This is a genomic window from Flavobacterium frigidum, assembly GCF_048286795.2.
This window is the reverse complement of record NZ_JBLVPT020000003.1, coordinates 196,392-218,335: the sequence shown is the minus strand read 5'-3', so window position 1 is coordinate 218,335 and position 21,944 is coordinate 196,392. Positions and strand designations below refer to the sequence as shown.

The 21,944-nt window shown below is 33.2% G+C and carries 18 protein-coding genes; 11 read left to right on the top strand and 7 right to left on the bottom strand.

The genetic code is table 11. The features are described 5' to 3' along the window. The first annotated feature begins 41 nt into the window (after nt 1–41). Nucleotides 42–878 carry a hypothetical protein gene (locus ACNQGB_RS06145; RefSeq protein WP_417946674.1) on the top strand — a complete coding sequence of 279 codons (837 nt, stop codon included), beginning with the start codon at nt 42–44 and terminating at the stop codon, nt 876–878. Further along, the gene (locus ACNQGB_RS06140) at nt 878–1,492 is read left to right on the top strand and encodes a deoxynucleoside kinase (RefSeq protein ID WP_417946676.1); all 615 of its coding nucleotides are present in this window, start codon (nt 878–880) and stop codon (nt 1,490–1,492) included. Before ACNQGB_RS06145 ends, ACNQGB_RS06140 begins: the two co-directional genes overlap by 1 nt. A 122-nt stretch (nt 1,493–1,614) precedes the next feature. On the opposite strand, the gene ACNQGB_RS06135 is transcribed toward ACNQGB_RS06140, so the two are convergent. Both ACNQGB_RS06135 and ACNQGB_RS06130 read right to left on the bottom strand, forming a co-directional pair. After that, nucleotides 1,615–4,248 (bottom strand): DEAD/DEAH box helicase, encoded by a 2,634-nt coding sequence (locus ACNQGB_RS06135; protein ID WP_417946678.1) that lies wholly within the window; start codon nt 4,246–4,248, stop codon nt 1,615–1,617. 2 nt (nt 4,249–4,250) lie between these two features. Next, entirely contained in the window at nt 4,251–5,864 is a 1,614-nt protein-coding gene (locus ACNQGB_RS06130; RefSeq protein WP_417946680.1) for a site-specific DNA-methyltransferase, read from the bottom strand. A 151-nt stretch (nt 5,865–6,015) separates the two neighbouring features. Here ACNQGB_RS06130 and ACNQGB_RS06125 point away from each other — a divergent pair, with 151 nt between their 5' ends. The 4 genes from ACNQGB_RS06125 (at nt 6,016) to ACNQGB_RS06110 (ending at nt 7,826) form a co-directional block, all read left to right on the top strand. Continuing rightward, nucleotides 6,016–6,195, top strand: a complete 180-nt coding sequence (locus ACNQGB_RS06125) for a hypothetical protein (protein ID WP_417946682.1) — start codon at nt 6,016–6,018, stop codon at nt 6,193–6,195. 57 nt (nt 6,196–6,252) lie between these two features. Next, nucleotides 6,253–6,867, top strand: coding sequence for a Panacea domain-containing protein (locus ACNQGB_RS06120; RefSeq protein WP_417946684.1), 615 nt, complete (start codon nt 6,253–6,255; stop codon nt 6,865–6,867). Between the two features lie 7 nt (nt 6,868–6,874). After that, nucleotides 6,875–7,336: a hypothetical protein gene (locus ACNQGB_RS06115; RefSeq protein ID WP_417946686.1), complete on the top strand. Its 462-nt coding sequence runs from the start codon at nt 6,875–6,877 to the stop codon at nt 7,334–7,336. Between the two features lie 121 nt (nt 7,337–7,457). Then, entirely contained in the window at nt 7,458–7,826 is a 369-nt protein-coding gene (locus ACNQGB_RS06110; RefSeq protein ID WP_417946687.1) for a helix-turn-helix domain-containing protein, read from the top strand. A gap of 70 nt (nt 7,827–7,896) precedes the next feature. Here ACNQGB_RS06110 and ACNQGB_RS06105 read toward each other — a convergent pair whose 3' ends face one another. The 5 genes from ACNQGB_RS06105 to ACNQGB_RS06085 all read right to left on the bottom strand — a co-directional run bounded on the left by ACNQGB_RS06105 (nt 7,897) and on the right by ACNQGB_RS06085 (nt 15,451). Next, a complete protein-coding gene (locus ACNQGB_RS06105; protein WP_472777082.1) occupies nt 7,897–10,356 on the bottom strand; it encodes a sodium-translocating pyrophosphatase in 2,460 nt (819 codons plus the stop codon). A 111-nt stretch (nt 10,357–10,467) separates the two neighbouring features. Continuing rightward, nucleotides 10,468–10,998 (bottom strand): inorganic diphosphatase, encoded by a 531-nt coding sequence (locus ACNQGB_RS06100; RefSeq protein WP_417946196.1) that lies wholly within the window; start codon nt 10,996–10,998, stop codon nt 10,468–10,470. A gap of 99 nt (nt 10,999–11,097) precedes the next feature. Continuing rightward, nucleotides 11,098–11,706 (bottom strand): DNA-3-methyladenine glycosylase family protein, encoded by a 609-nt coding sequence (locus ACNQGB_RS06095; protein WP_417946197.1) that lies wholly within the window; start codon nt 11,704–11,706, stop codon nt 11,098–11,100. A gap of 141 nt (nt 11,707–11,847) precedes the next feature. Next, nucleotides 11,848–14,334, bottom strand: coding sequence for a DUF5686 and carboxypeptidase-like regulatory domain-containing protein (locus ACNQGB_RS06090; RefSeq protein WP_417946199.1), 2,487 nt, complete (start codon nt 14,332–14,334; stop codon nt 11,848–11,850). A 136-nt stretch (nt 14,335–14,470) separates the two neighbouring features. Continuing rightward, nucleotides 14,471–15,451: a pyruvate dehydrogenase complex E1 component subunit beta gene (locus ACNQGB_RS06085; protein ID WP_417946200.1), complete on the bottom strand. Its 981-nt coding sequence runs from the start codon at nt 15,449–15,451 to the stop codon at nt 14,471–14,473. A 401-nt stretch (nt 15,452–15,852) separates the two neighbouring features. Here ACNQGB_RS06085 and ACNQGB_RS06080 point away from each other — a divergent pair, with 401 nt between their 5' ends. From ACNQGB_RS06080 to ACNQGB_RS06060, 5 genes are all read left to right on the top strand, one after another. Then, complete coding sequence (locus ACNQGB_RS06080) at nt 15,853–16,542, top strand: GLPGLI family protein (protein WP_417946201.1); 690 nt, start codon at nt 15,853–15,855, stop codon at nt 16,540–16,542. A gap of 92 nt (nt 16,543–16,634) precedes the next feature. After that, on the top strand, nt 16,635–19,190 hold the full coding sequence (locus tag ACNQGB_RS06075) for a carboxypeptidase-like regulatory domain-containing protein (RefSeq protein WP_417946203.1): 2,556 nt from the start codon (nt 16,635–16,637) through the stop codon (nt 19,188–19,190). Between the two features lie 109 nt (nt 19,191–19,299). Further along, on the top strand, nt 19,300–20,046 hold the full coding sequence (locus ACNQGB_RS06070) for an electron transfer flavoprotein subunit beta/FixA family protein (protein ID WP_417946204.1): 747 nt from the start codon (nt 19,300–19,302) through the stop codon (nt 20,044–20,046). A gap of 101 nt (nt 20,047–20,147) precedes the next feature. Next, a complete protein-coding gene (locus ACNQGB_RS06065) occupies nt 20,148–21,113 on the top strand; it encodes an electron transfer flavoprotein subunit alpha/FixB family protein (RefSeq protein WP_309755929.1) in 966 nt (321 codons plus the stop codon). Between the two features lie 156 nt (nt 21,114–21,269). Beyond that, a complete protein-coding gene (locus ACNQGB_RS06060; RefSeq protein WP_309755927.1) occupies nt 21,270–21,893 on the top strand; it encodes a bifunctional nuclease domain-containing protein in 624 nt (207 codons plus the stop codon). Nucleotides 21,894–21,944: the final 51 nt, after the last annotated feature.

Genomic DNA, 21,944 nt, shown 5'->3' with positions numbered 1-21,944 from the left:
TATTTATTTTCTTATGAATAGCGATTTTTATCCATAATAAAATGGATCAGCCAATAAAAGAAAAGATTTATTTGTATTTTTACTTTATGAATAAATTCGCTTTTTTACTCTTTATCAGCTCAGTTACAATTGTTTTTTGTCAAAATCAAAAACCAAATCTTGTTGCTGTTAATTCGATTCGTTTTGATGCAGATGAATTTTTGGGTTATGATTCTTTTGGTTTTTATTATACCGTTAAAAACAATATTTTTTCTAAAATCGGCACACGCGAAACCTTCGTATACCAAAACTTTACTTTAGGCAAGATCACGAAAGTTGATCTTCAAAATCCGCTTAAAATTGTATTGTTTTATGAGAACTTCAATACCGTTGTCACTTTAGACAATCAATTGAATGAAATTCAAAAAGTCAATTTTTCCGAAAGTTCAGTTCCTATTGTAGTTACAGCTATTGGTATCGCTTCGCAAAATCAATTTTGGATATACAATAGCTTAAATCAGCAGATAGGTCTTTTTGATTATTTAAATCAAAATTACAAACCGATTTCCGTTCCGTTAACGGATAGCATTGCTTACTACACCTCAGATTTTAATACCTTTTACTGGATTGACAGTACAAATAATTGGTACAGCTGCGATATTTTTGGAAAAGTCAGTAAGAAAGGTCTAATCCCAGATTATGATTTGATTGTGATAGTAAATGACAATCAATACCTGTACTCCAAAAATGGTGTTTTAAAATTCATTGACGTACAAAAAGAGCAAAAAACTGAAATTGAAATTGCAGAAAAATCGTTTAAAAAATTCTACTATAAGGACCAAATTTTATCTATTTTTACAACTTCAGGAATTACAAATTATAAAATCACAATACCGTAATGCACATAGCAATAGCAGGAAATATAGGTTCAGGAAAAACAACTTTAACGCGTTTATTAGCCAAACATTTTAAGTGGGAACCCCATTATGAAGATGTAGTCGACAACCCTTACTTGGATGATTTTTACCATCAAATGGAACGCTGGTCTTTTAATTTACAAATTTATTTCTTGAACAGTCGTTTCCGTCAAGTGATGCAAATTCGCGAAAGCGGTAAAAAAATCATACAAGACAGAACCATTTATGAAGATGCACATATTTTTGCACCTAACCTGTATGCGATGGGCTTAATGACCAATCGTGATTACCAGAATTACTCCTCTCTTTTTGAATTGATGGAATCTACTGTAAAAGCACCAGATTTACTGATTTATTTGCGAAGCTCAATTCCTAATTTAGTGGGACAAATACACAAACGCGGTCGTGAGTATGAAAACTCTATTTCTATTGATTATTTGAGTCGCTTGAATGAACGGTACGAAGGCTGGATTCAAACGTATGACAAAGGAAAATTATTAATTATAGATGTAGACAACATCAATTTTGTGGATAATCCAGAGGATTTAGGGACTATTTTCAATAGAATTGATGCGGAGTTGCATGGGTTGTTTTAATACTCTCCCCTCCCGAAGCTTCGGGACTCTCCAAAGGAAAGGGAGTAAAAATTAAATAAAAAACATAGAAATAAAAAATGCCTTGCAAATTGCAAGGCATTTTTTGTTAGACTTTCACGAAACTACATTTGCTTTATCAAACTTATTGCTTTCTCTAAATTATAGGCGCCATCAATTGCATTTTTATCAAAAACCATCATATAGTTATAATTAGATCCAGAAAGTCGTGCCCAAGATTTTCCCAATCTCAACTTTGCTGCAGTATCTGGATTATTCAAATGAGAACCTTTGGTTTCAACTACAATTACTTTATTGGTTTTTGTAACCAATATAAAATCGGGATAATGATTTGATTTATACCCATTCAAAGAAAAACCCTTACCTCTTCCTAAATTACGATGCCAAAAAGCAATATTTGATGAACTGGAAATTTCCAAAATAAATTGCTCTTCTAATCCGTTCATATCGCCTTCGTGAACATACAATGAATTACCAATGTCATTTCCAATTCTTGACGGAATGATGGCTTTATCAAATTTCCAATTGGGCTCCGTTCTAATTTTAGGAATTTCTAGCCAATCATTAAACTTTTCTTCCGCATACATATCGGCCAATTGATTTATTTTTTCCTTAATCGAATCAGAGTATGTTAACTTATATTGATTGAAATCTATCAACTCTTGTGCTGACATGTTCTCTAAAATCCTATTAACGTATTTCTTAATTTCATTATCGGCAATAGGTGGTAATTTGTCAATTTGTTTAACTATAAAATATGCTAAATCTTTAATTTGTCCTTCTTTAGGTTTAGCTAAGATGTATTCCGTCATTTTTTCTTGAACCGCATTTTCTATTTTGAAAGAAACCATTTTATAACCGCCATCGTTCGTTTTCTCAGTATCAATTTTATATAAATCAGAAGAAATACTTTTAAAAGCAATTTGAATATCTTTATCCGAAAGCTTAAATTCTTTCAAAAGATTGACTCTGTCTAACAATTGCGTGCCGCCTTGTTCCATTAAAAGAAATTCATTTCGAGGAACTTCAACTACAAATTTTGGCAATACAATTGTTGAAGCTTGTTCAGCAACACTTTCGCGCATTTTATATTGTTTCACTTTCATACCAACCTCTGAATATATTTGTTGAATTGTGTTAGAATCATCTTGATTTGCGATTTGAATCTCCATTTTCAGACTGTCTTCAATTGCCATTTTTTCCATTTCAAATACAGCAATATTAGGAGAGTTGTTTATTTCATTGGGATTGAATTGAATTTTTTGAACATCAATCAGATCTTCTTTTACAACTTCTATTTGCTCTGGAAAAAAGAAATTATCTAATGTTTCCTGCTTAACTTCTTCTTTTACAAATTCGGGCATTATGTCTTTTTCTCGATAATCTTTTTCGCTAAAACCGGATTGCTGCAAACCTTTGATGATATTTTGCAACGTATTCTGAAACTTAACCGAAGCTGTAATTACATACGATAAATTCAACATTGTACTGTTGTGTTTCATAACATACGGTTGACGTAAAACACGACCCAAAATCTGAGTAACATCAACTTCCGAAGATTTATCAGCCAAGGAAGCCAAGATATAAGCAAACGGACAATCCCAACCTTCTTTCAAAGCATTGATTGTAATAATATAACGAACTGGACAATCCTTGCTCATTAAATCTTCGTTTTTCAACTCATCTTTATTAGCCGTTTTTATTCTAATTTGTTCCTCTGGAATTCCAACAGCAATTAATTGTACTTTCAATTTTTCAAAAGTCGTATTATCCTCTTTCCCTTTGGGTTGTGCCTGAAACAAAACTATTGGACGAATGTATTTCCCTCCATTTTCTTCCAAAATTTTAGCTTCTGTCTCTAATTTGTTTTGCAAATGCAACGCACTTTCTATAACGCCTTCTATATTTTGATGGTTGTAAACGATGACCGGCAATTTAACCATGTGCTCTTTTTTGAGTTCAATAGCCGAAACTAAACTCACAATATTAGCATTTTGTTTAGGTGTTGCGGTCAAATCTAAAATAAAACTTGGGTTAAGATTATTCAGCATTTCGACACTCAAGTCACTTTCGGCATTATGACTTTCGTCAACAACCAAAATTGGGTTTAAACTTCTAATAACATTAATTAATGCTTCTTTTTCAGTCCCGTCTAAAACAATGTCGTCAGCAATAGAATCGGAGAAACTGGATAAATTTGAATTTTGCTCATTAAATTTTCTGTCCTCTTTATTCTTAGCTCTTATGGAAGCAAAATTTACAATCATAATACTCAGTTGCTCTTGCACTGATGATGGATTGAAATTAGCTCCTTGCAATAAATCCCGTTTTTCATAAACTTGAACACGATTATTGAACAACGAATTCAATTTTTGACAATAGGGATGATCGGGATTAGAAAGGTTTCGTACCGTTTGATCTAATAAATTGCTCCAGGGTACCAACCAAACAACCGCTCTTGTCTTAGTTTCTGGCATTGCATCAAAAATAGTTTTCAATGCATTGCAGGCAAGAAAGGTTTTTCCTCCCGCAGTTGGCACTTTTATACTTAAATGAACGGCATTTGGAACGGTGTTTTGATACGGCCTCATTCCTTCACCAGTTAATGGATTGTAGAAACCCACTTTTTCCTGCCAAAAAGAATTGAAAGCGATATCCGCTTTTTTATGGTTTTGCAAGTACTCGAAATACTGTTGCAAATCTTCGATGACTTGCTTTTGATAGGTTTTTAATTCCATAGTTAAAAACGAGTTATATCACGAGGGATTTTCTTGAACTCAATATTTTTTTCTTTCATAAAAGTTTCGGGCAATAAACAATTATCAGCATAAATGATATATCGCTCTGCTTTTTGTTGTACAAATTCCGCTAAAGATTCATAATCGAGTGTGGTTAAGTTGTCCTTTTCGTAAATGAAATAATAACTGGTGTCGTTGTGGATTCCTAAAAAAGGAGTAGTCAATTTTTGAATTGTATATGGAATTCGAGTTTCCGTAAACCAAACGTATTCCCTGATTTTTTCAATATCTATTGTTTCGTTAAGATTGTTGTTTTCATCAAAAAGTGGTTCTCCCAAAGTGTAATAATCAAAACTACCTCCAGTCCCTTCTTTGTCTGCATAGCCATTGATGACTCTTTTTACACGTTCGGCAGTAATGGTTTCAGCATAATCCTCCATTTCTATTAAAATGAATTTTCTATCGCCTCCGTCTTGTTTGTTAAGGCTTAAAACGGCGTGGGCTGTAGTTCCTGAGCCTGCGAAGCTGTCTAGGATTATGGAGTTTGGTTTGTTGTACGTAACAGATTTAATTAAATTTGAAATTAACAATGACGGTTTTGGATAATCGAATGGTTTTACTTTAAATATGCTTTGTAACTCCTTATCACTATCTTGGTTATCACCCCAATCTAACAATAAATCAACAACTGTCTTTTTTTTATCTTGTTCTTCAAATGTTGGCAATCTTCTGAAACCAAAATTTCTTGTAATAAATAGTAAATCTTCATCACAAAACTTATCAAAATCTTCTTGTTTGTTTCTAAAATTTCCTTTGACATTAAAGTCATTTAATGTTCTAAAATCTTTTATTAAAACATCATCTAAAAATTCTAATTGCATTGTTTTATTTTGATAAATCCCTTTTTGAATAATTTCTACATCAACTTTAGCAATTATACCTTTTTTTATTTTTCTTAATCCAATATCATTTGCCGCATTATCAACTCTTCTAGTTTCATCTGAGACATTATCAATACTTAGTTTATCAACTAGATTACTATTTTTACCATATACAAATATGAATTCTGTAATGTTTGCGATATGTTTTGCTAGAAATGATGGTTGTTTCTTTTTTTTCCAAATAAACCTTCCTATAAAATTTCTGTTACCAAAAATCTCATCCATCATAAGCTTCAAATTGGCTTCTTCATTATCATCAATCGAAATAAATATCATTCCATCCTTAGCCAATAATTTATGAAGCAATTTCAATCGTGGATACATCATACACAACCATTTATCATGTCGGGTCAAGTCTTCACTTTCTTTACCCACGACTTTGCCTAACCATTTTTTAATCTTCGGAGAATTCACATTGTCATTATATACCCAACTTTCATTTCCTGTATTGTATGGCGGATCGATATAAATGCAATTAACTTTTCCTTCGTATTTGGGTAATAAAGATTTCAACGCTTCAAGGTTATCCCCATTGATGATATGGTTTCCAAAACCAATAGGAGTTTCCGATTTTTCATTTTCAGAAAAACCATATTCGTGATTTAAAACTTTATAAGGAACTTCTTGATGATGATTGATAATTTTGTCTTTACCAATCCAGTTTAGTGTAGGCATTTATTTTTTACTTTGCCCAAATATATAATTTTCGGACAAAACTCCGAATAGTAAAATCATTTATTTTCTTTGGGATGGTTTTATTTGTTTTGTGCAAACAGAACTAGACTATATAAAAGAAACCTTAACCAAAAGAATCTATATTCTCTTTATGGAAAAATATAAAGGGAATAAACTTCAGTTTGCAAAAAAAGTAGGTTGTGATGAAAAAACAATCCGCTTAATTTTTGATAAAAATCAAGGAATGACAATGAATTTGTTTTTTAAAATTGCATCAGCTCTTGAAGTAGAACCTACAGAATTAATCAAAGATTTAAAAATCAGCAAATAAACCGTACATTTGCAGTCTTTTAACAAAGAATATTGAACTATTTCTTTATATTTACGTATGTTTAGAAGAATAAATAACGATAAAATCAGCAATGTTTTAAACTATTTTGCGTCACAGATAGACTATTTATCTATGACCAAAACGTTGAAACTATTGTACATTCTGGATGAAACCTCCATCAAGGAAACGGGAACTCCTGTAACTTGGTTGGATTATAAAGTTTGGGAAAATGGTCCAGTTGCCATTGATGTTTACAATGAAATCAAACATCAAGAAGTCTTTTGTTATCAGGGAAAAGAATTATCATTACTACATTCCATTCAACTAGAAAAAAAATTCAATACTGACCGAAATTCTGAAGAGGTTTTCTTAAAACCTAATGGTGATTTTGACGAAACCATTTTTAATAGATATGAATTAAATCTATTAGAAACCATAGTTTTTAAATATGGAAATTGGAATGCTACAGAGTTGATTAACTTTCTGCATGAAGAAGGGTCACTATGGCACAAAATGGTTTCTGAACATAATTTGATTAATCATTTTCAGCAAATAGGAAAAAGAACAAATCATTCTATTGAATTCAATGATTTGTTAGAAAACAACCCTGTTTTACAAATGGCTGCAAAATCTTCTTTTGAGGCCTTATCATTTCAGGAAAGCATAAGCTAGATTTGATATGCTTGACGAAATTTTAAAACAAGGCCATTTATTATTAATTGAAGATTATCAGTTTCAAGATGGAAATGGCAGTAAAGACAAGTTCTTGATTGTATTAAATCGTAATGAGGAGTTTGCTTATATCATTCATACTTTAACAACATCACAAAACAAATTGAATTTACCTTCTGAGAATTTTGGTTGCTTAGTTGCAGGAAACATTCCGTACTTTTTTATTCAAAAGAATACAGCTTTAGGGAAAAATCAATTTAGTTTTGACAAAGACACTTTTATATTTTTCAGAAATAATGTTCGTAAAGAAAACCTATCTTCTTTTCTAAAATACAACGAAAGAAATCTTATTTTAAAAGAAAAACTATCCAATACTTTTTTAAAAAGACTTTTGAAATGTATGCTAAAATCTGACTTTATCGACCTAAATATTGAAAAAGAATTGATTAAAATTAAGGATCAACTTTAAATAAAACATCTTCAAAATATTTTTCTATTAATTAATCGATTCAAAAAAATATTTTTTTTGTTCCAAAATAGGAACTCATCCTGAATATGACAATTTGAAAGACATTAAAAACTTATAAAAAATGGAAATAAATCTTATAAAAACAGAAAAAGATTATGATTTAGCTTTAGAAAGAATCAATGTTCTTTTTGACGCTAAACCAAATACAGATGAAGGCGATGAATTAGATATTCTAGTCACTTTAATAGAAAAATATGAACAAATACATTATCCTATTCCTGAGCCAGATCCAATTGAAGCGATTAAGTTCATGATGGAACAAAACGAACTTACAGATGCTGATTTAGGAGTTATCTTGAATAGTCGCTCTAGAGTGACTGAAATTTTTAAACGTAGAAGAGCTTTAACAATTAAACAAATTAGAGTTTTGACAAAAACACTTCATATTCCAGCTTCAACTTTAATCAAAGAATATGCGTTAAAACAATAATTTTATAATTTCAAAAAAAATGCCTCGCAAATTGCAAGGCATTTTTTGTTAATCTGATCTTTAGAAAATTCTACTTCGCAGCATCAATTTTAGCTTGAACTTCTGCATCAGTACCTTCAAAACTTTGAATATCTTCTTTACCGTTAATAGTTGTTTTGATAGTCGCTTTTACTTTTCCATCTACATTTGTTTTTTCGATGGATACTTCTTTAGAATTTGTTACAGTTTCCGAAGTACCTGCACCCATGAACTTACATGTTTTACTTTCACATCCTTTGGTCATACATTCTTCTTTAGACATCGAAGCACACATTTCAGTAGCTGCGCAACAAGCCGCTTTTTCTGAAATTGTATGGGAACCATTTCCTAATATTGGAGCAATTACCAAACCTATTAAACAAGTCAATTTTATCAAGATATTCATAGATGGCCCCGAAGTGTCTTTGAAAGGATCACCAACAGTATCTCCAGTCACTGCAGCTTTATGCGCATCAGAACCTTTATATGTCATTTCACCATTAATTAGTACTCCAGCTTCAAATGATTTTTTAGCGTTGTCCCAAGCACCACCGGCATTGTTTTGGAATACCGCCCAAAGCACACCCGAAACAGTAACTCCAGCCATATAACCACCTAACATTTCAGCAATTAACTGGTTGTTATCAGAGTAGACTAACTTCCCAAGAAGTACAATAGCAATAGGGAAACCAATAGTCAATATTCCTGGCAACATCATTTCGCGCAAAGCCGCTTTAGTAGAAATGTCCACACATTTTGCATATTCTGGTTTTCCAGTTCCTTCCATGATTCCTGGAATTTCTCTAAACTGACGACGTACTTCATACACCATATCCATTGCCGCTTTCCCCACAGAATTCATGGCTAAGGCCGAGAAAACTACAGGTATCATGCCTCCTACGAATAACATCGCTAAAACTGGTGCTTTAAAAATATTGATTCCGTCAATACCTGTAAAAGTAACATAAGCAGCAAATAAAGCTAGTGAAGTCAAAGCAGCCGAAGCAATTGCAAATCCTTTTCCGGTCGCTGCAGTGGTGTTTCCTACTGAATCCAAAATATCGGTTCTGGTACGTACCTCTTTTGGTAATTCACTCATTTCTGCAATTCCACCCGCATTATCTGATATTGGTCCAAAAGCATCGATTGCCAATTGCATTGCTGTTGTCGCCATCATTGCTGAGGCAGCCAATGCCACACCATAAAATCCTGCTAAAGCGTAGGAAGTCCAAATTGCTGCTGCAAATAACAATACTGTTGGGAAAGTAGAAATCATTCCCGTTGCCAAACCTGCAATTACGTTTGTTCCTGCTCCCGTACTCGATTTTTGTACAATTGCCATAACTGGTTTTGTACCTAAGCCCGTATAATATTCCGTAACCGATGAAATAACTGCACCAACGGTTAATCCGACAATAGTCGCATAAAAAACACGCATCGATGAAATTTCTTTAGTGCCTTCGCCAAAGAAATCCATTTTCATAGTTTCAGGCAACATATAATCCACTAAAAAATAACATGCAATTAGGGTTAATCCTATCGAAACCCAGTTCCCTATATTTAATGCTTTTTGAACTTGTGCTTCTTTAGCATTATCATCTGATATTTTTACCAACATTGTCCCGATAATCGAAAATAATATTCCAAAACCGGCAATTGCCATTGGTAGTAAAATAGGTCCTATTCCGCCAAAAGCATCTTGAATGTTTCCGCCCATGTCTTTGATCACATAATTCCCAAGAACCATCGCTGCTAAAACTGTCGCTACATACGAACCAAATAAATCTGCTCCCATTCCCGCAACGTCACCTACATTATCCCCTACGTTATCCGCAATTGTAGCGGGATTACGAGGATCATCTTCTGGTATTCCTGCTTCGACCTTACCTACTAAATCAGCACCAACATCGGCTGCTTTAGTATATATTCCGCCACCAACTCTAGCAAACAAAGCAATTGATTCTGCTCCAAGAGAAAAACCTGCTAATGTCTCTAAAACAATTGTCATGTCTTCAGTAGAAGTCCAAACGCCATTCATAAAAAAATGAAAGAAAAATATAAAGAAAGTAGTCAATCCTAAAACCGCTAATCCTGCAACTCCCAATCCCATTACGGTTCCGCCGCCAAAAGAAACTTTTAAGGCTTGAGGCAAACTCGTACGTGCGGCTTGGGTAGTTCTAACATTCGTTTTGGTAGCGATTTTCATTCCCATATTCCCTGCCAAAGCAGAGAAAAATGCACCAAAAATAAACGCAACAACAATTAAAATATGTGTAGTAGGAACGATAAATGAAATCCCCGCCAAAACAATACTGGCACCAATAACAAAGAACGTTAGTAAACGATATTCTGCTTTAAGGAAGGCCAAGGCGCCTTCATAAATGTAATCTGAAATCTCCTTCATCTTGCCGTCACCTGGATCTTGTTTTAAAACCCATGCGCGTTTGGTAAACATAAATGCCAGTCCAATGAATGCCATGGCAATTGGCAAATAAATCATTATTGTATTCATAATTTTGGTTTGGTTTTTAGTTAATAATTATAGTGTAACCAAACGAATTTAAACAAAAAAGCAATACTCCGAACGGAATATTGCTTTTTTTATAAAAATTATGAAAATTATTTATTTGATGCTAAATAATCCTTCAGGTTTATTTGGAATCTCATTAAAACGAGCTGTACACTCCTTGATTATTGCGTATGCTTCGTTTACATCTCCCCAACCTTCAACATCAACTTGTTTGTTTTCAAGGTCTTTATACACTTGAAAGAAATGCTCAATTTCTTTTAATAAGTGAGGGTTGATATCTGATAAGTTTTCTAATGAATTCCATATTGGATCTGATACTGGTACACAAATTACTTTTTCATCTGGTCCTTTATCATCTGCCATGTGGAAAACACCAATAGGCTTTACTTCCATCACACAACCAGGAAACGTAGGTTCGGTTACTAAAACCAAAACGTCTAGTGGATCTCCGTCTAACGCTAATGTTTCTGGGATAAATCCATAATCTGCTGGGTACATCATAGATGAGAACAACATTCTATCAAAACGCATTCTTTTTATTTCGAAATCATATTCGTATTTGTTTCTACTTCCTCTTGGAATTTCGATAAGTACATCGAAAGTCGTTAATTTGTCTGCAGTCATTGTAATTTTTCTTTTCTATAATTAAGGGTGCAAAAGTACGCAATCATTACGTTTTTACAATAGAAAAACAGTGTTATCTCTGTATTAAATTTTATAAAATTAATATTGGTATGTGATTGTTCTGTTTCGTTTGTTCAAATAATAGTGCCACAAAAGATAGGTTGCGTAAGATCGAAACGGACTCCATTGTAAAGCATGCGTTTCCATCGCTTCCTTATCGTGAATATCGAGTAATTCTTTAATAGTATTTACTACCGCTACATCGCCTAATGGCAATAAATCTGGTGCTTGCAAGCTAAACATCAAATAAATATCGATGGTCCAGTTTCCTATTCCTTTAATTTTAATGAGTTCCTCCCGCACTTGTGCCGCTGTTTTTGAAGGCAAACTATCTAAATCAAGTTCTTTATTGATTAAGGCTGTAGCCAAAGCTTTGATGTAGCTTGTTTTTTGGCGGCTTACACCAATAGTTCGAAATTCGGCATCAGATAAATCGAATAATACACATGGTTCAAAGACTTGTATCCTTTCTCGCAATCTTAAAAAAGTAGCTTTGGCCGAATCGATCGAGACTTGTTGTTCTAAGATCAATAAAACCAAAGTCTCAAAACCCTGAGGCCGAAAGGGAATTGTTGGCAACCCATATTTTTCAATAATAGTTTTGAAAACGGTGTCTTTAGCTAAAAGGAAATCAATGGCATCTTGCATATTTTTACTTTTATTAGCCCAAATTACTTCACTTAATATCTATTTTTAATAGGAGTTCAGCGAACTTCGCTTGCAGTGTAAATCCTTTTCCTTTTTTTCTTTAAAAAAGTAAAAGATTGAAACGAATAGCTGGAATAGTTCCTAGAAATTAAATCCGAACGATCCTTTTATAGTAAAACGATTAGTTTCGGGCACGTTGAGATAATTGGCTCGCCAAGCAAAATCAATTCGGAATACTTTGAAGATATTTCCAATACCAGCGCTGTATTCCCAATACCCTTTTTCTGGCGCATTGTAAACTAATCCTGATGCGTTGATGGCTCTATTTTCATCTGAAATACTTCCATAAACACCTTTTATCGAAATTAATTCTCTCCAATTGAGTTTGCGCATAAACGGAATTCTAGAAAAAATACGACCGTTAAAATTGTGATTCCACTGTAAAGTAGCATACTGATCTGAGACAAATTCATAGAAATTAAGGTTGCTGAACGTATTTTCTATGGTGAAATAGGTTTGGTTTCCTGGAATTACACTCAACAATCCCAACGGCACTTTCCCAAAGGTTTTACCCACTTCTACAATGATATTTGATCTTCCTAAGGGCCCAATAATGATGGGTTGTTTGTAATACAACTGCAGCTTATCGTATTTGAAATCGCTATTTAAAAGTCCTTTGAATCCGTGACTGTAATTAACAAAAAAACGACTATAAGGGCTGTCTACATTGCTTCTTTCTACACCAAAACCGATTGTCTTACGCTTTGGAGAATATTCAATTTGAAAGTTTGCTTCAGATTGTTTAACATCACTTTTTGTAATTCCATTCGCGATATCCGTGTAATAGTCTAGACTAAATGTAGGCGAAGCAGACTCGAGTGTGCGGTAGGAAATTCCCGCTTGCAACACTAAATTTTTAATAGGCTCCATTTCTATTGCCATATTAGTTAAGTTTATGTTCGTCAATTTTCCATTACTACCTGACGAAAACACTGCTGAAGAGGCAAAACTTCTGCCTAAAATATCGTTTGTAGTAGTTAAACTAGCTCCTATTTGCTCTATGTCTCGCCTATTCCCGAGAGACAAAATGACTCTATTTTTTTTATCGACCATCCATTTTCCAGAGAGTCCGTATTTAAACTTATCATCATCAAATCCATAAGCAGTATAGGCTTGAACACGCCATGGATCATTCGGCCCAAAATACGTTCTACCGCCAACACGCAAACGAATACCTTCGACTTCATTGTATCCAAAACTTGAAAAAACAGGTCCGTAATCAAAATTTTTAAACTCTACATATCCACTTCCTAAAATAGAAACCGTACTGTATAATTGCTTGAATCGGTTTACTGTTTGCAACGTATCAAGCATTTTGTATACGCCCAATTCATCTTTGCTTAAATTCTCAAAACGATTCTCATTCCAGTATTCCTCTGATTTTTTATAGACTTCGTCATCCATATAATTGACCTCATCCTTGTAGAATGCTACTGGCAACTCTTTATTGAACTGATGATTTCTATAAAAACTGGTGCGTTTCCCATAAACACCCTTAGAACTTTCTTTTTTGTTTAAAGCAAAATCAGACATCAAATAATCTTTAGTCAACAAGAAAACAGAATCACTTACAACTTCAAATTCCTGCTCTAAATAAATATCTTTTACCCAGTTAATATTGGCACTTTTAGTAACTGCCATATTTATTTTCTTGATGGCAAATGTGGAGTCATTCACCCAAAAATCCCCTTTAAAAGTCAATTCGTTTTTACGCCTTGGATAAAAAACAATATTGTAACACCATTTTTTGTCAATGAAAGCACTGTCTTTCAAGACATAATTATAAACATCAATCCCTGTTTTAGATAGCGGACTGGTAAAACTTTTGTCAAAAAAAGTCAAATAGTTATTGTAGATGTTGTAATCCGAATACAAGTCTTTTACAAAAGATAAAATTTGTTGATTCCCATTAAATCCAGATGTTTTATTTGCTTTAATTTTCTCCTTTACTTTATTTAATTTGGCATCTCCATAAACATCAATTAATGATTCATTGATAAAAATAGGCAAATACGTTTTACCTGTAATTTTCGAAGTATCCATTTGGTTGAAAATGAATTCCATTCCTTTAAACACCCTGTTTTTCATAAAAGCACTGTCAATAGAGTTCATGTCGAATTCTATCTTTTCGTACTTTTCCATTTGGTATTGGTTGTACATAAACAGACCGTTTTTACGCTTTCGTTCCCAAATTTTGCGCAAAATATCTAATGCAGGATTATTTTTTTTAGAAGTTTTACCAGCAAAAACAACTACTTCATTCAAACTTTCGGCTTCACTCAACTGAATTTTGAAATTATAATTGACTGCTTTGTCTAATGTTATTTCTTTTTCAGAAAATCCTACGGAGGAAATTAGTAACGTAACGTACGTTTTGGCGGATTCTAAGTAAAACTTACCATCTTCATTAGTCACTATTCCTTCACTAGATCCCTTGAAAACTACATTCGCAAAAGGAATAGGTTGATTTTGTTTATCTACCACAACACCGCTCACTTTGGTTTGAGCAAAAGCAATTGTAGTCGAGATCACTACAAAAAACAGAAAAAACAAGAAATTTTTTTTCATAATCATTCAAAAAAAAACTTCATCAAATTAAAAAATTGATGAAGTTTCAAATATAGTTAATTTAAGCTAGTGCCATATTGAATACTTAATGAGCATTTTTATAAAACATATTAAATATCAAATCATTTGGAACTGATTATTTTTTATACATCACTTTTTTTACTGCTTTTACAACATCACCAGCATTTGGCAACCACTCTTTCAACAAAACAGGAGAATACGGTGCTGGAGTATCTGCTGTGGTGATACGTTGGATAGGTGCATCTAGAAAATCAAAAGCACGCTCTTGCACAATATAGGTAATCTCCGAAGCAACACTTGCAAAAGGCCAAGCCTCCTCAAGAACTACTAGTCTATTTGTTTTTCTAACCGAAGTTAAAATCGTTTCATAATCCATAGGACGTACCGTTCTCAAATCGACAATTTCACATGAAATGCCTTCTTTAGCCAGTTCGTCAGCAGCAATGTGCGCTTCTTTGATGATTTTTCCAAAAGATACAATTGTAACATCGGTACCTTCACGTTTGATATCAGCAACTCCAAGCGGAATTGTATATTCACCATCTGGCACTTCTCCTTTGTCACCGTACATTTGTTCTGATTCCATGAAAATTACAGGATCATTATCGCGAATAGCGGCTTTCAATAATCCTTTTGCATCATAAACTGTAGATGGAACTACCACTTTAAGACCCGGCGTGTTCGCAAACCAGTTTTCTAATGCTTGCGAGTGCGTAGCTCCTAATTGTCCTGCTGAAGCTGTTGGTCCGCGAAAAACGATAGGTACATTAAACTGTCCTCCAGTCATCTGACGCATTTTTGCAGCGTTGTTTATAATTTGGTCAATCCCCACTAAACAAAAATTGAAGGTCATGTATTCCACAATTGGTCTGCATCCGTTCATAGCAGATCCTACTGCAATACCAGTAAAACCAAGCTCTGCGATAGGAGTATCAATTACTCTTTTCTCACCAAACTCTGCAAGCATTCCTTTAGATGCTTTGTAAGCACCATTATATTCTGCAACTTCCTCACCCATTAAGTATATGGACTCGTCGTGACGCATTTCTTCGCTCATCGCTTCACAAATGGCCTCTCTAAATTGTATCGTTCTCATATTTTATGTTGTATGTGTCTAATTTTCGAACAGCAAAAATAAATATTTTAAATCACTTAAAAGCATAAATTTATCTAAATTAATTCAGGATTTCAAGCGCTATTTTAAGGAGCTATTTCCGGCTCTTCGCTGTATCTTCTTGTGGCTAAAAGAGCCACAAGAAGGATGCCGCTGCTATCCGGGCTACGAAAACGATGTAATACTAAGCATTTACATTTTGAACAAGTCCTCTTTAAAAAAAAATCTAATTTTAAAAGTTAATTTTCAATAAAATAAATCATAAATTATTCAAAAAAATCTTTCAAAAACAATTTTTTTAATTTTAATTTACATCGTTCTTTTTACAACAAAAGGAATAATCAAAACCATTTGCAAAGTCAAATTTCATCAAACCAAATCTCATGAAAATCAAACTTCTATTATTTCTTTTTTTATCAATACTTGTAGATCAATCCTATGGCCAAACTTTAAAAGGCATTCTAACTGAAACACCATTAAAAGGAATTGGAACCGAAACAGAATTGTCAAAAAAAGCAGCAAAACCTATGACTTATTCCTATGTGTTTTCAGAAAATAAATCAATACAAAATTTAATTTCTAACGAAAAATCCTCAATTGATACAACCTATATTGAAAAATATGGAATAAAACACCAAACAACATCGTCCATAAGTCGACCTTCCTCTTTCAATAGATTTAAAGATTTCAACTTAAAAAAATTAAAAATTGTTTTTACTCAAGATAATAAGGACATAAATATAAAAGAATCATTACCCGTATTTAAATGGAAATTAATTAGCGAAAGCCAAACTATTAACGGTTATGTTTGTAAAAAAGCAACAACAATCAATACCACATTCAACTCCAATCAATCCATCGTTGCTTGGTACACTGAAGATATACCAATTAACGATGGACCCATGCACTACAGCGGCTTACCCGGATTCATAATACAAGTGGAGATTAGTGACATTACAGTTTTAACTTTTGACAAATTGATTTTCAACAAAGAAAACACACCAATCGAAGAACCTAACAACAGAGCTACAGAAATGAGTTTCAGTGACTATTCGAAACAAAGTAACAAATAATGATTCATTTTTTTCAGGATATTTGTTCACTAAAAAAGCAGTTTCTCTGCTTTTTTTTATTGTTTGCTGTACCTATATTTTCTCAAAATAACGTGACCGGTTCAGTCGTGGACATCTCCAGTAAACCAATAGGTCAGGCAACTGTACAATTAAAAGATATTAAAAATGATGAAATTTTCGCTTTTTCCTTTTCTGACACTTCAGGAAATTTTCGCCTAGTGGTAGACAAGAAAGGTTTATATATACTAAAAATAAGTTATTTGGGTTTCAAGTCGTTCACAAAGGAAATTGAAATAACAAATAATTTGCTAGACGTAGGCAAAATTACACTCGAAGAAAACAAAATTGATCTGGAAAATGTAATCATTAAGAACGAGGCTGCGGGAATGACTGAAATTGGCGATACACTAAGATACCGGATTGAAAAATTTCTAAATGGTACCGAAGAAACTTTGAAAGATGTCATCAAAAAATTACCTGGCCTAGACATAGACTCGCAAGGCAAAATCAAAGCAAATGGAAAAGAAGTAGACAAACTGTTAATTGATGGAGAGGAATTTTTTATTAACCAACAAAAAATAGCCACCGAAAACATCACTGCTGAAATGGTTAAAAATATTGAATTAATAAAAAACTATACTGAATTTAAGACTATTAAAAAAAACAATAAATCTGAGATTACTGCATTAAACATCAACATCAAAGAACTATTTAAAAATAAACTTACAGGAAACGTATCCGTGGGAGCTGGCGATAACAAGTATAAATTACACGCCACACTATTCAATTTTAGCAAAAAAACGTTATTTAGTCTGATTAGCGATTCTAATAATACGGGGGAACTTTCCATGAACATTGACGATTACACCAAATTTACAAACCAAAAAGAAGAGGGTACTATTGGTGAAACCACATTTTCGAAAAATGATGATTTACCTCGGTTTTTAACTATTGGCAATAATGTAAAAGAACGATCCTCCTATTTCACTGGTTTAAATCTGAAATATTCACCCAATAAAAAAACGCAGGTAAACTTCTACTCGATTTTTAATAGCGTAGATCAAATTGAACAACAGTCAAATACGCAATTCTACTCCTCCAACTCTGGTGTTTTCTCCAATAAAGACAGCAGATTTAGTACTGAAGAAACCGTTTTTACTAATTCCTCTATAGATATTGCCCACAAACCAAATGAAAAAACATTAATCAGCTATAAAGGATTCTTTTCGGGCATAAATAAAACCAATTTAATTGAAATTGACAACAACGCTAACCAATTAAATAATGCGACAGAACTAACAGACTACACAGTCAATCATCAATTGAATTTCGCTACACTTTTCGAAAATAACAGAGGCTTTAATTTTTCTTTAAAACAGCAAATTCTCAAAAAATCAAACCTTTTAAATATCGAATCCAACCTTCCTTTTTTAGCTTTAAACTTTGAGAATAATGCTTACAAAATCATTCAGAATAGCGACTTAAACAAGAACAATATAGATGTGAATGCCAATTACACCTTCAATGTAAAAAAAACAGCTAACTCACTTTTCATGGAGTCCTCTTCAAGAAAAGATAATTATAAAAGTACCGAAAAGCAGTTTTCGCAATTTGAAAATGACGTAGTCACAGAAAACAGCATTCAAAGTTTTGGATTACAAACTAAATTTAAATTTTCAGCCAAAACGACATTCTCATCTGCTTTATCCTACTCCAGAATTCAATTCAAAATGGACAATTCAACCGATACAAAATGGTTATTTACACCCAAAATAAGCTTAAAAACAGACTTTAGCTCCACTCATTATATCAAATTATCTTTTTCGAGAAACAACGGCCTCACACAAGCAGAAAATCTAATACCAAACAGTGTTATTAGTGATTACAGAACCATTTATTCAAATGTAAACCTTAGATTAAACAGTGTATCACCAAACAATCAAGTAGGAATTGATTATTTCTATTTTGACAATAAAAGAAAATTATCCATTATTTCTAATCTTTCATATTATAAGGCAACAAATATCATTTCCAATAACTCCAGTGCCGATGCAGCGGTAAATTTGATTCAATATCAGACGGCTCCATTTGAAAACCGTTTTAACTCGATGCTTTATTCAGAGAAAACACTTTCTTTCGTTCCCTTTTCAATTAGAGCAAGTACTTCCTATTCCTCTAGTTCTAAAATTTTATTTTCAAATAACCTTAATCAAAATTTAAAAACAGAATCGACTTCTGGATATCTTTCGTTTATATCAAGATTAAGAAAAACCAGTTTACAATTTGAAACCGGAGTGGCAGTATCAAAAGACGTATATAAAGATGTCCTTTTTAATAATCGCATTTCAATACTAAATCCTTTTATCGAAACTAGTTTTAAAATCTCCAATACTATATCATTCGTAAATAAATTCTCTTACAAAAAAATAAGCGCTTCCACTTCATCTAACGAAATTTATCAGCTCAGTCCAAGACTTCGTGTAAATTTCCCAAAGTCACAAGTCGAAATAAGCGTAATAGCATACGACATTCTGAACATTAAAAATTACGAACAAATTACACTAACTCGATTCGATAATTTCACAGAAGAAAGAATTTCTCAATCGCTAACAGGTTATTATTTGTTAAATATTAAATTTAAACTGTAAAGTAACGAAAACGAAATAGTTAACAAAAAATATTATGCACGCATAGTATATTATTCAAATTAATATTTTAAATTTGTAAAAGAAATTAAGATTAATAAAAAATATAGGTATGAAAATATTAGTTTGCATCAGTCACGTTCCTGATACTACATCAAAAATTAACTTTGTTAACGGTGATTCTGAATTTGACACAAACGGTGTTCAATATGTAATTAACCCAAACGATGAATTTGGATTAACACGTGCTATTTGGTTTCAAGAACAACAAGGCGCAACGGTAACCGTTGTAAATGTTGGAGGACCAGATACAGAGCCTACTTTAAGAAAAGCATTAGCCATTGGTGCTAACGAAGCCATTCGAATAAATGCAACTCCTACTGACGGATTTTTCGTTGCCAAACAATTAGCAGAGGTAATCAAAAACGGAGGATACGATGTTGTTATCGCCGGAAAAGAATCATTAGACTATAACGGAGGAATGGTTCCAGGAATGATGGCTGGAATTTTAGGTTACAATTTCCTAAATTCTTGTACAAGCCTAACTGTTGATGGAACTAGCGTAACAGCAGTTCGCGAAATCGATGGGGGAAAAGAAACAGTAGCAACTAGTTTACCATTAATAATTGGTGGTCAAAAAGGATTGGTTGAAGAAAAAGACTTGCGTATTCCAAATATGAGAGGAATCATGACGGCAAGAACAAAAGCCTTAACGATCTTGGAGCCAGTAGCTGCAAATGTTAATACCAAAGCAGTGAAATTTGAAAAACCAGCAGCTAAATCAGCAGTTAAATTAATTTCAGCTGATAATTTAGATGAGTTAATTAATTTACTACACAACGAAGCAAAAGTAATCTAACTGTCATAACGTCGAAGGTCAAAAGTCAAAAGGATAGAATTTTACATTAATTTCACTTTAAGACTTTAGACTTTAAAACTTTAAGACTAAAATAAAAAATTATGTCAATATTAATATACGCGGAATACGCAGAAGGAAAATTTAAAAAAGTAGCATTTGAACTAGCTTCTTATGCGAAAAAAGTAGCTGAAACTTTAGGCACAACGGTTACTGCGGTTACGGTAAATGCCGGAGATGTTTCAGAGTTATCAAAATACGGTGTAGACAAAGTATTAAAAGTAAACAATGATAAACTATCTGGATTTACTGCAAAAGCCTATGCTGATGTCATCAAACAAGCTGCTGAAAAAGAAAACGTAAAATTAGTTTTGCTATCTTCTACAACAGACAGTATTTATCTTTCATCTCTAGTAGCAGTAGCTCTAGAAGCTGGCTATGCATCAAATGTAGTTGGACTACCAATCTCGACAACTCCTTTTCAAGTGAAAAGAACGGCGTTCTCGAACAAGGCATTCAACATTACAGAAATTGAAACTGAAGTTAAAGTACTTGGACTTGCAAAAAACTCATACGGGATTTTCGAAACTCCTTCGACACTTACCGAAGAGGATTTTAATCCTACTATTGGCGACAATGATTTTGGCGTAAAAGTAGAATCAGTAGAAAAAGCATCTGGAAAAGTTTCTATTGCTGATGCTGATATTGTTGTTTCAGCAGGTCGTGGATTAAAAGGTCCTGAAAACTGGGGAATGGTAGAAGAATTAGCTACAGTTCTTGGAGCTGCAACCGCTTGTTCAAAACCAGTTTCAGATTTAGGATGGAGACCTCACGGAGAACACGTAGGGCAGACTGGAAAACCCGTAGCTACAAACTTGTATATCGCCATTGGAATTTCGGGAGCGATACAACACATCGCAGGAATCAACTCCTCAAAAGTAAAAGTAGTTATCAATAGTGATGCTGATGCGCCTTTCTTTAAAGTAGCTGATTATGGTATTGTAGGTGATGCCTTTGAAATAGTACCACAATTGATAGAAAAATTCAAAGCATTCAAAGCTCAGAATTAGATTTCTAAAATATTCACAATACAATTATTGCTGTCCAAAAATAAAAGTTATTCGTACCTTTGCTTTTGGACAGCTTTTTTTATGGTGTATTATCAAAAAATTGCATCCTTATTTTTATTAAAAAAAAGTACACCGTACTTTTCCATCACAACAATTATGAGCTTAGTTAAATTATCCATAAAAGGAATTTCATACAGTCAAACACAAAACGGAGCTTACGCTTTGATATTGAACGAAGTCGATGGTGACAGAAAATTACCCATTGTCATTGGTGCTTTTGAAGCTCAATCCATTGCTATCGCTTTAGAGAAAGAAATAAAACCACCGCGTCCTTTAACTCATGACCTTTTCAAGAATTTCGCTGAGCGTTTTGATATAGTAGTAAAACAAGTCATCATTCACAAGTTAGTTGATGGTGTTTTTTATTCCAGTATAATTTGCGAGAGAGATAAAATTGAGGAAATTATCGATGCAAGAACTTCTGATGCAATTGCTCTGGCGCTACGTTTCAATGCTCCAATTTTTACCTATAAAAACATTTTGGACAAAGCAGGAATATACCTCAAAGCAAATCCATTAGAACCCAACAAAGACTCTCAAGAAATTGATGACGTATTGTCTAATCCAGAAACCTTTGGTCGTGAGGAAGAAAGCAATCAATCTGGATCTACCTATTCTAAACACAGTTTGCAAGAATTGAATGAATTGTTAGACCAAGCCGTGTCACATGAAGATTATGAGAAAGCTGCTAAAATTAGAGATGAAATTTCAAAAAGATAATTTTAGTATTGCGTTTCATTATGACTTTCTTTGATAGAGATTAAATATTAA

Coding starts and splice junctions, on each gene's coding strand:
- ACNQGB_RS06065 (WP_309755929.1), top strand. CDS start 20,148: ATGTCAATATTAATATACGCGGAATACGCAGAAGGAAAATTTAAAAAA.
- ACNQGB_RS06095 (WP_417946197.1), bottom strand. CDS start 11,706: ATGCAAGATGCCATTGATTTCCTTTTAGCTAAAGACACCGTTTTCAAA.
- ACNQGB_RS06135 (WP_417946678.1), bottom strand. CDS start 4,248: ATGGAATTAAAAACCTATCAAAAGCAAGTCATCGAAGATTTGCAACAG.
- ACNQGB_RS06100 (WP_417946196.1), bottom strand. CDS start 10,998: ATGACTGCAGACAAATTAACGACTTTCGATGTACTTATCGAAATTCCA.
- ACNQGB_RS06140 (WP_417946676.1), top strand. CDS start 878: ATGCACATAGCAATAGCAGGAAATATAGGTTCAGGAAAAACAACTTTA.
- ACNQGB_RS06145 (WP_417946674.1), top strand. CDS start 42: ATGGATCAGCCAATAAAAGAAAAGATTTATTTGTATTTTTACTTTATG.
- ACNQGB_RS06105 (WP_472777082.1), bottom strand. CDS start 10,356: ATGAATACAATAATGATTTATTTGCCAATTGCCATGGCATTCATTGGA.
- ACNQGB_RS06120 (WP_417946684.1), top strand. CDS start 6,253: ATGTTTAGAAGAATAAATAACGATAAAATCAGCAATGTTTTAAACTAT.
- ACNQGB_RS06110 (WP_417946687.1), top strand. CDS start 7,458: ATGGAAATAAATCTTATAAAAACAGAAAAAGATTATGATTTAGCTTTA.
- ACNQGB_RS06060 (WP_309755927.1), top strand. CDS start 21,270: ATGAGCTTAGTTAAATTATCCATAAAAGGAATTTCATACAGTCAAACA.
- ACNQGB_RS06115 (WP_417946686.1), top strand. CDS start 6,875: ATGCTTGACGAAATTTTAAAACAAGGCCATTTATTATTAATTGAAGAT.
- ACNQGB_RS06080 (WP_417946201.1), top strand. CDS start 15,853: ATGAAAATCAAACTTCTATTATTTCTTTTTTTATCAATACTTGTAGAT.
- ACNQGB_RS06125 (WP_417946682.1), top strand. CDS start 6,016: ATGGAAAAATATAAAGGGAATAAACTTCAGTTTGCAAAAAAAGTAGGT.
- ACNQGB_RS06090 (WP_417946199.1), bottom strand. CDS start 14,334: ATGAAAAAAAATTTCTTGTTTTTTCTGTTTTTTGTAGTGATCTCGACT.
- ACNQGB_RS06085 (WP_417946200.1), bottom strand. CDS start 15,451: ATGAGAACGATACAATTTAGAGAGGCCATTTGTGAAGCGATGAGCGAA.
- ACNQGB_RS06130 (WP_417946680.1), bottom strand. CDS start 5,864: ATGCCTACACTAAACTGGATTGGTAAAGACAAAATTATCAATCATCAT.
- ACNQGB_RS06070 (WP_417946204.1), top strand. CDS start 19,300: ATGAAAATATTAGTTTGCATCAGTCACGTTCCTGATACTACATCAAAA.